The sequence below is a fragment of the Larkinella harenae genome, assembly GCF_054780515.1.
In genome coordinates, this window is sequence record NZ_BAAGWE010000010.1 from 21,438 (window position 1) to 34,309 (window position 12,872).

Here is a 12,872-nt window from a genome sequence, read left to right on the forward strand (position 1 = left end):
AAAAGTAAAATTTTTTCAAAAAGTCAGTTTTCGAGCAATTTTCGAAACACTTTCAGGGCCCGGCTGATGTGAAACTCAACGGTTTTGATGGAGATATTCTGTAAATGGGCGATTTGCTGGTAGGTTAGCGCCTGCTCCCGGTTGAGGTGAAAAATGGTGCGGGAAGGCTCCGGCAGCGAGTGAAGAATTAAGGCGGTGCGATCGGCCAGTTCGCGGTCGAGAAATAACTGTTCCGGGGTGCAGGTAAAAGCCTCCACGGGGGGAACTTTACGATCGTTTTGTTGCGACCGCCAGTACTGAATACATTGATATTTAGCGGCCTTGGCTAAATACCGCTCTGCCGATGCCGAATCCGGAAAGTGCACTTTCCGCTGCCAGATGGAGGTGAAAATATTCTGCGTCAGGTCCTTGGCTACATCCTCGTTCTGGCAATAACGAAGGCAAAGCTGATACACCTTATTCCAGAACTTCCGGAATAGCTGATTAAAATCTTCGTTTTCGCTTTTGGTCCCTCTCATTATTTAGACTTCTTCTAAACAATGCAAAAGTGAAAAAAATATAATTGAATGCCAAAAAATCGCTTCGTAAATCATTCAAATTTCCCCCAAAAGAGTGAAGGATCAATTGGTATTTCCCTCAGAATCTAGTCGGTACGAGTGGCGGCTTTTTTGATTTAAAAGAGGTAGTAAACGAAGGTGAAGAAAAGCGAATGGGATCAAGGAGACAGGCTCATTGTTTACAAGGCGGCATGTTCAGGGCAATCCAGACGGAGCAGGTCTGCTTCCAGGGGTATTTGCAGCAGGCCGCAGTAATGAATCTGTCCATCATACTGGTAATGCATACAGGTCTTGCACATCCGCTGCACCGCGATCAGCCCACGTTGGTGCAATCCGTGGATGAGCGCAAACAAACTTTCATAAAGTGCGGTTTTTTGCCCACCCTCCAACTGCCCGACCAATTGGCTCAGCACATGGGCAAAACCACCGGTTTGATCGACGATACGTTGTCCCGCTGGAGTTAATCGCAAACTATGACTGCGGCTGTCAACGGGATCTGTCATCCGTTCGAGGAGGTCTTTCTGGACCAGGATTTTAACGGCATCGCTAATGGTCGGTTTGGTCAGGTTGAACTCGCTGGCCAGATAACCTACCTTCCCCTTGGTGGCGTCATGAGAGGCCAGAAAAAGAAGCAATTGAATCTGAATCGGGCTAAGCCCGGTCTCCCGACTTTGCTGCCAGAGCAGTACCCGGAATACCTCGCCAACCCGTTCCAGACCGGCTACAATCTTGGCATCGACCGAGTTGTTTTGGTGACCGAGATCAAATACAGAATCATTCATTCAACTATCGCAGGTTTCACAGTACGGCGCGTACGCTTCATACTGGGGGGCAAACCGCTCGCCAACGCTAACCAGTTTGGAGAGGGGGATTTGCTCACCCGATGAAAGAACCACCACCGAGTCATGGCCCCTGGAATCAAGGCCAGCAAGGAGCGCATTGACGGTAATGAGTTCGTGAAGTTCGCTAAAATATTGGACTTTTACGTAGTAGCGATGCTGGACGAGATCGGTCAGAAAGGTGGTGTATTCAGATTTCATCAGGACGTGTTCGTTTCTTTGTTCCATTAGCCGGTTCAAACATAAGCTGAATCAGGCCATTAAATCATGGCCTGATTCGGTCGGAAACGGTTTATTTTTTGGTGATTGTATAAGGCAATGACAACGAGCCGGACAAAACGCCGTACACGGCGTACACCCCAAGCATCGGTTTATCGGTTGCTTCATGATGGGATTCCGTATTCCCGTGGGAGGAATGATGCATCTCCAGGTAGCAGGTTACGGCATCAAAACGAAAATCGGTGCGGTGATTGATCCGGTAGGCCGGAATCATTACCCGAATAGACTGACCGGAGGTAACGACTCCGTAACCCGGGGAATCAAAATAAATGGGTACACCCGGCGCCGTCTTGGGAAGAACCACGGTCTTGTCGTCCCGGCGGAAAGCTTTCACGCTGAGCCCACCCGGTACGCGTTTATCCTCCTGAAGCACGACCCAGTGGGGGTGCCAGACCACCCCGTCGTTGTCAAAGTTACCATCGTTGTTTTCATCCCAAAGTGGCGTGTCGTCCATATCGGGGTGAGAGGTCAGGCCCAGCGCTACGATACCCTCGGTAGCCGAAAAACCGACATCCTGCGGTTTGAGCGTGGTTGGAAACACATAGGCCAGTACCGGTGCTCCGTTGGTGCTTCCTACCGGTTTTGGGGTGGTCCGTCCCGCCTGGCCACTAACCTGCATGGATAGCACAATCATATCCAGATCAGATTGATAGGTGGCCTGCGTTGAGGTCACTTTGAAGTCAGCGTTGTTGTAGGACGCCCCCGGCTTTCCGGGTTGAGCCAGCGCCAGGCCAGCCGATACCACGAGCGTGGTAAGAGTTAAACTAAATGCACGGTTCATAATGGTGTACTGATTAGGTAGTGAATTGTTGATCGACTTATAGCGTTACTGGCACCCCTGCATTTCCAGGATGTGAAAGCCCTGACTGGCAATACTTTCCAGGATAGGTTCGGAGGCTTGTTCAATGTGGCAGAAACGGCATTCTTTAGCGCTCAGGGGTTGCCCGGCCTGGCCTTTCGTTGCCAGATAGGTCTGGCCGTATTGATGAATCGTTGCTTCGTTAGTCACGGTGGTCGGGACCAGAATATCGAAGTGCATCACCGACCCATCGGTGCGGGTTACGTAGGTGTCATAAACGGAGACTTGCATGAGTTTGAACGTGTTAGTAAGGTTAAAATTCAGTTGAATGTACGTAAGGGTGACTCCACAAAGCCGCCGTCAGCGTGACGGCTTTGAACCAAGCCGCCTGCATTCCGGCCACCGTATCGGCGTCGTGTCCTCTGGCTGCCAGAAAGTCTTTCATGGTGAGCGTCAGGGGGACAATAAAAGACAGGATGTACCGCAGGTGAATAATCGGTTCAGCCTTGGCATGATCAATCCGGTTTTTTCTGGCCGAGTGGTGCCGCAGGGCTATTTCGTGCTGATAAGCGAGCCAATCGGTGTCGTAAGGGCGGGTGCAGGTGTCCAGAATCCACTGACCAAATCGCTTCCGAACGGCTGCCAGATAATGGGCGTCGGGCTGTCCGTGTTGGCTGAAATAACGGAGCAGGTGCGGGTGGCTGCCCACAAAACTGTACCAGACATCCAGAACTGCTTCAGTCTGGTCGGCCAGTACTTCGCCGGCCAGCTTAAGCAGCCGCTCGTCTTCTTTACCAAACAAAACCGTTTGTTTCAAGAGTGTTAAATCTTCCACCGTAAGGGGTGATGGAAATGTCTGCTGCCTGTAGGTGTAGCCCGGTAAGGCTTGTTGTTCATTCATCATGTATCAGTTTATAGCCACCACAAATATAGTTAGGATTCCTAACCAAAAATGAAATGCGCTTATATTCTTTATCAATGAGGTATTGATAAAATCGATCAATACATTAGAAACGGTCGACGGTTTTGCGTAGGGCCTTGATTCCCTCGTCCATTTCCTCGGCGGTTAGCGAAGCAAACCCAAGTCGTAAAGCGTGGAGCGGTTGGCTATCGAACGAAAAACGGGAGGTGTCGATGATGCTGACACCCTGGAAGGCTAGTTGCTGTTGAACAGTCGCTACAGGAACGGGTTTTCGAAAAGGCACCCAGTAAGCCAAGCCTCCCTCGGGCGGTCGAACAATGACATGCTCCGCTAAGTGCTGGCGCAGCAGTTCGGCCATGACCTGGTGGCGCTGCCGGTAGATGGACAAGGCCCGCCGGGCGTGTTTCTGGATTTCGCCCGTTTCCATCAATCCCGCCACCGCCTGTTCCAACACCACATCCCCCTGACGATCGATAAAAGAACGCAACCGGGCTACGGAGCGAATCAACGCGGGTGGCCCGGTCATGAAGCCAATGCGTACGGCGGGCGCAATCAGTTTACTCAGCGAACCGATGTAGACCGCAGCCTCGGTCGCCGGATAACTGGCCAGCGGCAGGGGGCTTTTGGTACCGTAATGAAAATCGTGATCGTAGTCATCTTCAATGAGTGTAAACCCATGCCGCTCCCGAAGCTCCAGCAAAGCCAGCCGACGGTCCGCTTTTAACGTAACCGTGGTAGGAAACTGATGCTGTGGAGTAACGAGTAAAGCCTTAACCCGCTCCTGCGCACAGATCGCTTCCACGCGCTCAACCACAATGCCGGCCTCATCGACGGGCACCGGAATGAGCCGTGCCCCCGCCTGCTGAAATGCGTCCCAGGCCGGTGCGTAGCCAGGATTTTCCACCAGGACTACATCGCCGGGTTTGAGCAACGTCATCGCCGTTAGATAAAGCGCCATCTGGCTGCCCCGGGTTATGAGCAACTCATCCGGAGCGATGCGGATGCCCCGGTGTAGAGCCAGCATCGTAGCAATGCTCTGCCGGAGTCGTTCGTCTCCCTGCTCACTGCCGTAGCCCATAAGCCGCCAGCGGGCTTTCTGGTTGAAGATTCGGCGGTACGCCTGAGCCAGTTGGTCGAGTGGGGCCAGCCGCACGTCGGGGATGCCATCCGTAAAAATAATCCGGGGTGCTAATCCCGACGACGGTGTGGGCGTGGGGAGGTCCGCTGGACCCGGAAAGGAAGGTATAGCATGCGGGGCGGCCTTATCGGGTAAGACGAGTGGCTGGGGCAGCTGCTCGGAGACGAACGTGCCGCTCTTGTCGCGGCTGACAATCCAGCCTTCCGCCAGAAGCTGTTCATACGCCATGACAACGGTTTTCCGATTAACCTTCAGTTGTCCGGCCAGACCACGACTCCCCGGTAAGGCATGTCCCGGTAAAAGCCTGCCTTTTCGAATTTCGTCACGCAGGGAATTCGCAATCTGCAGATAAATCGGTTGAGAACCCTGCCCATCTAAGGAGAGATTCAACGTCCAAGGTCGTAACTGGCCCATGTGTATTTGATAAAACTGGATGCTAATGCTGGTCCAAAGATACGCCAATTTTGTCCGGTCATTCAACGAAACGAATGAACCACTGACAAAACAAGCCATGCATATGGACCAACAACATGCTCCCGTAAAGGACGAAAAATTCTCGTCCGGCGATTTTCACAAAACGTACGCCCGGCCCCAGTATCGGAGGCCCGAAAAGCTGGTGCACCGCAATGTTGAACAGGCCGGCGAACATAGCCAGTTTTCAAATGAGCGGAAACACCCGGTTTTCTTTGTGGACCTGCCCACCCAAAATGTCAGCATGACCATCGGCGGACTGCTGCCCGACCAACTCACCAACCGGCACCGGCATACGTACGAAACGGTGCTGTATGTGCTGGAAGGCCGGGGCTGGACCGAAATTGAAGGAGAACGAATTGAGTGGCAGGCGGGCGATGCCGTCTACATTCCGTCCTGGGCCTGGCACCGGCATCAGAACACCAGTTCTTCCGAGCCCGCCAGGTACCTGGCCTGCGAAAACGCACCCCAGCTGCAAAACTTAGGGGTCGCCTTGCGCGAAGAAGAAGGCCGTGATTTGTAAACCCACCCGACCGGGGTGCGCAAGCCCCGGTTTTACTGAACTTACTCATGACTAATGTACCGTTTCATGGCGTTATCGCCTACCCGATTACCCCGTTTGACCAGGCGGGTAACGTAGATCTTGGTCTGTTTAAGTCGCTGGTAGAGCGATTAATGGGTTCTGGCTGCCACGCTATTGCCCCACTGGGCAGCACGGGCGTGTTGCCTTACCTGACGGATACCGAAAAAGAAGCCCTGACGGAAGCAACACTTCAGCAGGTGGGAGGCCGGGTACCGGTGCTGGTGGGTGTATCCAACCTGACGACCGAGCGGACGGTTTACCACGCCCGGTTCGCCGAGCGGGCCGGTGCGAACGCTGTCATGATTATTCCCATGAGTTACTGGCGGCTGACGGATGATGAAATTGTGACCCATTACGATACGGTTGCCAAAGCCATATCGATTCCTATCATGGCCTACAACAACCCGGCTACCAGTGGCGTAGATATGTCGCCCGCGCTGCTAAAGCGGCTCCTGCGCATTCCGAACGTCACGATGGTCAAGGAAAGTACCGGGGATATACAGCGGATGCATTCCCTGCGTCGGCAATTGGGGGACGAGGTTGCCTTTTTCAACGGCTCTAACCCGCTCGCGCTGGCTGCTTTTGCGGCTGGGGCTCAGGGGTGGTGTACAGCCGCGCCCAACCTGGTACCTGAGCTGAACCTCCAGCTTTACGAGGCCTTTCGGGATGGACAGTGGGGCGAAGCCCAAGTGGCTTTCTATCAGCAGTTCGACTTGCTTCAGTTCATTGTGCAGAAAGGGCTACCCCGGGCTATCCAGGCGGGTTTGGAACTTCAGGGCGTCAACGGAGGTGAATTAAGAGCGCCGTTGGCGAAACTGACCATCGAGGAGAAGGCCCAGTTGAATGCGATTCTGACAGCTTGTGCCTAGCTTCTATTCAGCGTCAGGTATGAAAAGCCTGGCGCTGCTTTAAAACCGTTTATTCGCATCCGCTTTAAAAGATCTACTACCAAATGGTTCCGGATACGCAGAAGCTATTTTGCGGCTGGCGGCAGCAACGTTATTCGTCCTGTTCACCCACTCCGCATAGAGAGTGATTCTGGCACCAGTTCCGTTTTATGGTTTAGCTACGAACCTGGCAGGTTTCGGCTCACAGACAGCCGAAACCGTCAAGCTTTTTACCGGAAAAAACGCTCAGTATCTGTCCTCGATTCCTCATCTGGGAAGCACCATTCATACGAATAGCAACTTTTCAGAGGAAGGGACCCATTGCCTCATTTCCTCAATAGATACCGGTATTAAGTTGTTACCATCTATGAGCAGCTCCCTACCGCTGCCGCACCAACCAAACGGTTCATTTTTGAGTTTATAATTATAGCAATACTAATTTGATTATTTCCAATACGTTGTTCGCCTGATAATCAACGACTTCTCCCGGTTGAATTATCTGATGGAAGGAACGACCACTACTTCATGTTTTATGAAAAAACGCTATTTACCCTTGTCCATTCTGATTCTGGGGTTAAGCCTGCCATCGATGGGACAACGGCTCGCGCGAGTCGCTGCGCCCGCATTTTCTACATCATTACGATCGGAAGGATTGCTCCGGAATGAAGCGCTTCAAAAAACGTCGAAAAAAGGCATTACGGCCAAACAGGTTGTGGTAAAACGCATAACCGGCCAGGTCGTTGATGAAACCAATGCCCCTTTGCCGGGGGCATCGATTGTTGAGAAGGGAACCCAAAACGGGACGACCACGGATGCGGACGGGAATTTTGTTTTAAACGTGGCCGACGATGCCTCTACTCTTACGGTATCCAGTGTGGGTTATGTGACGCAGGATGTGGCCATTGCCAATCAGGCAACCGTTACAGTTAAACTGGTGCCGGATAACCTCACGCTGAACGAAGTGGTGGTGATTGGTTATCAGGCCGTTCGGAAACGGGATGTGACCGGAGCCAACGATGTCATTAGTGCGGATCAGGCCAACCGGGTGACCGCAAATTCCCTGGCCGAATCCATTCAGGGGCTATCGCCGGGGGTGACTGTTCGGAATACGGGAGTTCCCGGCCAGCAGGCCTCCATCCAGATTCGGGGGGTAGCCAGCTTTCTTAACACCGATCCGTTGTACGTCATCGATGGGATGATTGCCGACGCGAACGTTACCATCAACAACGACGATATCGAGTCTATTCAGGTACTCAAGGATGCTTCGGCGGCTGCTATCTATGGTTCCCGGGCGGCCAACGGCGTCATCATCATCACCACCAAGCAAGGCAAAGAAGGCCCAACCCGGGTGTCGTTCTCGGCCAAGTATGGAGTACAAAATGTCTACAGACGCTGGGATGTCATGGATGCGTCGGGGTTTGCGGCCTTGCAGCGGCAGCAGTACGAAAACTCCGGTCAAACGCCCCCGGCCAGTGTCGCAACCGGTACATTTAATCCCAACATCAATACCAATTGGCAGGACGAAGTATTGCGCACGGGTAGTTTGCAGGATTATAACCTGACGCTGTCGGGAGGAACTAAAACCGGATCATACCTGGTTTCGGGGAGCTACTTTAAAAATGCCGGTTATGTCACGGGCAGTGATTTTGATCGGGCCAGTCTGCGCATCAACACCCGCAGTGAATTGGGGCGCTTTACGGTTGGGGAAAACCTCGTGCTGACCAACTCGAACATTCAGAACTTCCCGGCGGGCAATCCCATTTACGACATGGCCCAGATGCTGCCGGTTATTCCGGTGCAGGACCCGCGCTACAGCAACGCCAGCAATCCGATGGGGTACGGCATCGGGACTTTTCCGGACGCCGTGACCTATGCCTTTAACCCGGTGGCCGCCCGTAATCTGGCGAGCAACCGCAGCAATTTTGCCAAAGCCGTAGGGAATGCGTACCTGGATTTCAAATTTGCCGACTGGCTGAGTTACCGTTTCAATGCCGGGCTCGAAGTAAGTTTCGACTACAACCAGAACCTGCGCCGAATCGGGGTGTATCAGTTTAATGCTGCCGTTGTGCCTAGTTCCATTGTGGAGGACCGCTCGCGGTATTATAGCCTGCTGTTTGAGCACACGCTGAACTTCAACAAAACTTTCGGCAAGCACAGCGTTAACGGGGTGGTGGGCATCAGTCAGCAAACTGCCCGGCGTGATAACACGGGCGGTTCGCGGACCAACCTGGCTACCTCAGGGGGGCAGTATTTTTCGACCATTGATGCCGCTACGGGCATTTCGAACTCGGCGGGCGGCACCCCTACGTATTATAAAATTCTGGGCTACCTCGGGCGGGTCAATTACGCGTACAATGACACCTATCTGTTGACACTGACTGGCCGCGTTGATCAGGATTCACGGTTTGGGTCTAATTACCGCACCGGTTTTTTCCCCTCGGTGGCCGGAGCCTGGCGCATCAGTCAGGAGAAATTTTTCAATGTGCCCTGGGTTTCGGACCTGAAAGTGAGCGCGTCCTACGGGAAGCTGGGTATTGTAGTGCCGACCCTGGGTTCGTTTCCCTACACGGCGTTCATCAACAACAACCCTCGCGCTATTTTCGGGCCCGATCAAACGCCCAGTGTGGGCGCTTATCAGGCCCAGCTTGCCAACCCCGATCTGCGATGGGAAGAGCGGTTATCGCAGAATTATGGCGCAACGGCCAGCTTCCTCAACAACCGCATTACGGCAGAGGTCAACTACTACAATGCGCTTTCGTCGGATGCTCTGCTGAACCTGCCGGTGCCGGGCTACCTGGGCAACCTCCAGGGTAATCCGTTTGTGAATACCGCTTCCATCCGCAACCAGGGCGTTGAGCTGGCCATAACATACCGTAACAATGAACATCCTCTGAAGTGGGATGTGTCGGGAAACCTGACAACCATCAAAAACCGGGTTGAAAATGTTGGGAATCAGGGCCAGAATATCAACTACATCCAGAGTGGCAATACCCGTTCGCAGGTAGGACGGCCGGTCGGCCAGTGGTATGTTCTTAAAACAGATGGAATCTTCCAGACCCAGGAGGAGGTAAACAACCACCGCGGGCCAAATGGGAACCTGATTCAGCCGGATGCCAAGCCCGGCGATATCCGGTATGTCGATACCAACGGCGACGGACAGATCACTCAGAACGATGACCGGCAGTTTGTGAGCTCGCCCTGGCCGAAACTTCAGGCCGGTGCTCAGTTGAACGCCAGTTATAACCAATTTAGCCTGAACATGCAGTTTGTGGGTGTGTTTGGCTATACGGTTTATAACGACGTTCGCCGGGCGCTCGACAGCTACCAGAATACCAACTTCCGGGCGGATGTAAACCCGTGGTCGCCGACAAACACGAACACCGATGATCCGCGCATTGCCCTGGAGGCTACGCCGAATCCAAACATTTATAATCCGCAGGGGATCATCTCCAACAACTTTGGCTACACCGACCGCTGGCTGGAGAATGCGTCGTACATGCGCCTGCGGAATGTGGAAGTGGGTTACACCTTGCCCCAAACACTGCTTTCCCGCGTCAAGGTACGGAACGCCCGCGTATACGTTAGCGGCCAGAATATTTTTACCGTCACGGGTTATTCGGGCATGGACCCGGACATTACGGGAGCCAACATTCAGGAGCGGGGCGTCGACAATGGGCACTGGCCCTCACCCCGCGTGATTTCTGTGGGCCTCACGGGTGATTTTTAACCAAAACGCATTCTTCATTATGAAAAATATACTCATCTGTTTAGGGCTGGCGGCTGCTTCACTGCTGACGGCCTGCGACCGGGAATTGGATATTGTTAACCCCAATCAGTTAACCACCGAATCATTCTGGAAAACCGAAGCCGATGCGCTGGCGGGTGTTAACGCCGTTTACAGTACCCTGCACCGGGGCGGTATTTCGCGCTGGATGCCGTTTTATTACATTATTCGCTCCGACGAAGGACGCAGCCAGAGTCCGGCCACCGACATCGTCAACAACATGGACCAGTTTCTGATCACGGATTACAATTACGGCAATGCGGTGGGGGTCTGGCAGGACAATTACATTGGTGTCAACCGGGCCAACCAGGTCATCAACAATGTGCCGGCTATTCCGATGGACGAAGCGCTGAAGCAGCGCTATGTTGGCGAAGCGAAGTTTTTTCGAGGTTTGTTCTATTACCACCTCGTTACCCTGTTTGGCAATGTACCCCTGGTTCTGGAAACGGCGGTGGTGGGGGAAAGGCCCGCTTCAGCCACAATACCACAGGTTTGGGCCCAGATTGAGAAAGATCTGTCGGAAGCGGCTGTCGCGTTACCCACTACCTATACCGGGGCACAACTGGGGCGCATTACCAAAGGGGCGGCTTATGCCTTACTGGCCAAATCCCAGATGCAGCAGCAAAAATACACCGAAGCCCTGACACCGTTACAGTGGCTGGTGGAAGGCGAGGGAAGAACCGTTTATTCACTCATGCCCAACTACCGCGACAACTTTTTGACGACGACCGAAAACAACCGGGAATCGGTGTTTGAGTGGCAGTTTGCCATCAATGAGGCTGAATATACGGATGACGACAGTGAGACGCCGAATCAGAACTACGGTACTTCCCTGGCCCAGTTTTTCGGTCCTCCCGGCATTGGCTGGTCGGACGGCGAAGCACAGCGCTGGCCAATCTATGAATTTAATGAACGAACAACCACGGGCGCACGGGACCCCCGGCTGGAGGCTTCATTCCTGTTTGACTCGACCGATGTGCGTGGCCCGGCGTTCACCCAGATCTACGGCCAGACATTCCTGCAACGGTACGGCGCTGACAACAAACGGGTGTGGTTCCGTAAATTTCAGAACGATCACTGGAGAAACAACGAAGACTACCGGTCACCCAACAACTGGCGGTATATCCGGTATGCGGACGTGCTGCTGCTGTACGCTGAAGCCCTGAATGCGACCGGCAAAACCGCCCAGGCGTATCCTTTTGTGGACCGGGTTCGGCAGCGGGCCGGTTTGCCCACGCTGACGGCCACAAAACCCGGTTTGACGCAGGTCCAGTTCCTCGGGCAGCTCAAGCACGAGCGTGTTACGGAGTTGTCGGGCGAGGGGCACCGTTGGAACGATCTGGCCCGTTGGGGTGATCTTGGCCCGCAACTGGCCACGCGTGATCCGGCGTTTTCTACCTTTGTGAAGGGAAAAAGCGAGTTGCTGCCTATTCCACAGCTTGACCGCGATCTCAACCCCAACCTGACGCAGAACCCGAACTATTAAAACGTATTTTCGATGACGCCAACGGAAGCGACCGCTTCCGTTGGCGTTTCCATTCTTATGAAAAATGGCTTGATTATTCTCTCACTAGTAGCCTTGATTGGCTGTAACTCCACGGAGAATCCGTCCACGCCCCCCCCGACAGGTACACCAGTCGATACGGTGGGTAAATTCAAAAATCCCATTTTGTCGCCCGCCCCCGATCCGTGGGTAGCCCAGAAGGACGGTTTTTATTACGTGATGCACACGACCGGCAACAGCCTGCGGATTTACAAAACCCGCAGCATCAGCCGACTGAGTGCCGCCACGCCGGTTACGGTTTGGTCGTCACCCGCTACCGGTCCAAACAACCGGGACATCTGGGCTCCGGAACTTCACCACATCGATGAGAAGTGGTACATCTATTACGCAGCCAGTAACAACGGGGTTGATGCGACTCGCCGTATGTTTGTGCTCGAAAATGAGTCCCCTGATCCTACTGTCGGCACCTGGATCGACCGGGGACAATTAAACTTGCCCGACAACAAATGGGCCATTGATGGAACGGTGGTGCGGCTCAATGGCCAGTTGGTTTATGCCTGGTCGGGCTGGGAAAACGATTTGGGGGGATCGCAAAATATATACATTTGCAAACTAACCAATCCGTATACGGCGGAAGGGCCGCGGATCCGGGTGTCCACGCCCGAGTTGGCTTGGGAAAAACAGGGATTTGGCGTCAATGAAGGTCCCCAATTTCTGGTTCATGGCGCCAAGGTTTTTATCATCTATTCGGCGAGTTTCTGCGGCACCGATCAATACGCGCTCGGACAGCTTTCAGCGGATACCAGCGCCAACCTGGTTGCCCAGCCCACCTGGACCAAATCGCCGAGTCCGGTTTTTGGACCCTACGCCAGCGGAACCGCCTACGGCGTAGGACACAACAGTTTTTTTACCACGCCGGCGAGCGCCGGAGCAGTAGAATACTGGCTGGTTTACCATGCCAATCCGGCTCCGGGGCAGGGGTGTGGCGATATGCGCTCCGCCCGGATGCAGCCCTTTGGCTGGAAACCCGACGGTGGCCCCGACTTCGGTACGCCGGTTAGTTTGAATGATTACCTTAAACGGCCTTCGGGCGACTAGATTACGTGCCT

The 12,872-nt window shown here is 53.8% G+C and carries 12 protein-coding genes; 5 read left to right on the plus strand and 7 right to left on the minus strand.

Annotation, left to right across the window (positions count from 1 at the left end; genetic code table 11):
• Positions 1–23: 23 nt before the first annotated feature.
• From ACYVH9_RS27630 to pdxR, 7 genes are all read right to left on the minus strand, one after another.
• The gene (locus tag ACYVH9_RS27630) at positions 24–518 is read right to left on the minus strand and encodes a sigma-70 family RNA polymerase sigma factor (RefSeq protein WP_460639674.1); all 495 of its coding nucleotides are present in this window, start codon (positions 516–518) and stop codon (positions 24–26) included.
• 218 nt (positions 519–736) lie between these two features.
• Entirely contained in the window at positions 737–1,339 is a 603-nt protein-coding gene (locus ACYVH9_RS27635) for a MarR family winged helix-turn-helix transcriptional regulator (protein WP_460639675.1), read from the minus strand.
• The gene (locus tag ACYVH9_RS27640; RefSeq protein WP_460639676.1) at positions 1,340–1,624 is read right to left on the minus strand and encodes a hypothetical protein; all 285 of its coding nucleotides are present in this window, start codon (positions 1,622–1,624) and stop codon (positions 1,340–1,342) included.
• A gap of 64 nt (positions 1,625–1,688) precedes the next feature.
• On the minus strand, positions 1,689–2,456 hold the full coding sequence (locus ACYVH9_RS27645; protein ID WP_460639677.1) for a hypothetical protein: 768 nt from the start codon (positions 2,454–2,456) through the stop codon (positions 1,689–1,691).
• A 45-nt stretch (positions 2,457–2,501) separates the two neighbouring features.
• Positions 2,502–2,765, minus strand: a complete 264-nt coding sequence (locus ACYVH9_RS27650; RefSeq protein ID WP_460639678.1) for a DUF2024 family protein — start codon at positions 2,763–2,765, stop codon at positions 2,502–2,504.
• A 22-nt stretch (positions 2,766–2,787) separates the two neighbouring features.
• Positions 2,788–3,375, minus strand: coding sequence for a protoglobin domain-containing protein (locus tag ACYVH9_RS27655; RefSeq protein ID WP_460639679.1), 588 nt, complete (start codon positions 3,373–3,375; stop codon positions 2,788–2,790).
• Between the two features lie 106 nt (positions 3,376–3,481).
• Positions 3,482–4,924 carry a MocR-like pyridoxine biosynthesis transcription factor PdxR gene (pdxR, locus tag ACYVH9_RS27660; protein WP_460639680.1) on the minus strand — a complete coding sequence of 481 codons (1,443 nt, stop codon included), beginning with the start codon at positions 4,922–4,924 and terminating at the stop codon, positions 3,482–3,484.
• A gap of 49 nt (positions 4,925–4,973) precedes the next feature.
• Between pdxR and ACYVH9_RS27665 the strand changes: the two genes are divergently transcribed.
• The 5 genes from ACYVH9_RS27665 (at position 4,974) to ACYVH9_RS27685 (ending at position 12,861) form a co-directional block, all read left to right on the plus strand.
• A complete protein-coding gene (locus ACYVH9_RS27665; protein WP_460639681.1) occupies positions 4,974–5,528 on the plus strand; it encodes a cupin domain-containing protein in 555 nt (184 codons plus the stop codon).
• Between the two features lie 47 nt (positions 5,529–5,575).
• Entirely contained in the window at positions 5,576–6,457 is an 882-nt protein-coding gene (locus ACYVH9_RS27670) for a dihydrodipicolinate synthase family protein (RefSeq protein WP_460639682.1), read from the plus strand.
• A gap of 550 nt (positions 6,458–7,007) precedes the next feature.
• Positions 7,008–10,202 carry a SusC/RagA family TonB-linked outer membrane protein gene (locus ACYVH9_RS27675; RefSeq protein ID WP_460639683.1) on the plus strand — a complete coding sequence of 1,065 codons (3,195 nt, stop codon included), beginning with the start codon at positions 7,008–7,010 and terminating at the stop codon, positions 10,200–10,202.
• Positions 10,203–10,221: 19 nt separating this feature from the next.
• Positions 10,222–11,745 (plus strand): RagB/SusD family nutrient uptake outer membrane protein, encoded by a 1,524-nt coding sequence (locus tag ACYVH9_RS27680; protein ID WP_460639684.1) that lies wholly within the window; start codon positions 10,222–10,224, stop codon positions 11,743–11,745.
• 12 nt (positions 11,746–11,757) lie between these two features.
• Positions 11,758–12,861 (plus strand): glycoside hydrolase family 43 protein, encoded by a 1,104-nt coding sequence (locus ACYVH9_RS27685; RefSeq protein WP_460639685.1) that lies wholly within the window; start codon positions 11,758–11,760, stop codon positions 12,859–12,861.
• Positions 12,862–12,872: the final 11 nt, after the last annotated feature.

Excerpts from the sequence above, each read along its gene's own strand:
- ACYVH9_RS27630 (WP_460639674.1), bottom strand. The coding sequence starts at position 518 with ATGAGAGGGACCAAAAGCGAAAACGAAGATTTTAATCAGCTATTCCGG.
- ACYVH9_RS27635 (WP_460639675.1), bottom strand. The coding sequence starts at position 1,339 with ATGAATGATTCTGTATTTGATCTCGGTCACCAAAACAACTCGGTCGAT.
- ACYVH9_RS27640 (WP_460639676.1), bottom strand. The coding sequence starts at position 1,624 with ATGGAACAAAGAAACGAACACGTCCTGATGAAATCTGAATACACCACC.
- ACYVH9_RS27645 (WP_460639677.1), bottom strand. The coding sequence starts at position 2,456 with ATGAACCGTGCATTTAGTTTAACTCTTACCACGCTCGTGGTATCGGCT.
- ACYVH9_RS27650 (WP_460639678.1), bottom strand. The coding sequence starts at position 2,765 with ATGCAAGTCTCCGTTTATGACACCTACGTAACCCGCACCGATGGGTCG.
- ACYVH9_RS27655 (WP_460639679.1), bottom strand. The coding sequence starts at position 3,375 with ATGAATGAACAACAAGCCTTACCGGGCTACACCTACAGGCAGCAGACA.
- ACYVH9_RS27665 (WP_460639681.1), top strand. The coding sequence starts at position 4,974 with ATGCTGGTCCAAAGATACGCCAATTTTGTCCGGTCATTCAACGAAACG.
- ACYVH9_RS27670 (WP_460639682.1), top strand. The coding sequence starts at position 5,576 with ATGACTAATGTACCGTTTCATGGCGTTATCGCCTACCCGATTACCCCG.
- ACYVH9_RS27675 (WP_460639683.1), top strand. The coding sequence starts at position 7,008 with ATGAAAAAACGCTATTTACCCTTGTCCATTCTGATTCTGGGGTTAAGC.
- ACYVH9_RS27680 (WP_460639684.1), top strand. The coding sequence starts at position 10,222 with ATGAAAAATATACTCATCTGTTTAGGGCTGGCGGCTGCTTCACTGCTG.
- ACYVH9_RS27685 (WP_460639685.1), top strand. The coding sequence starts at position 11,758 with ATGACGCCAACGGAAGCGACCGCTTCCGTTGGCGTTTCCATTCTTATG.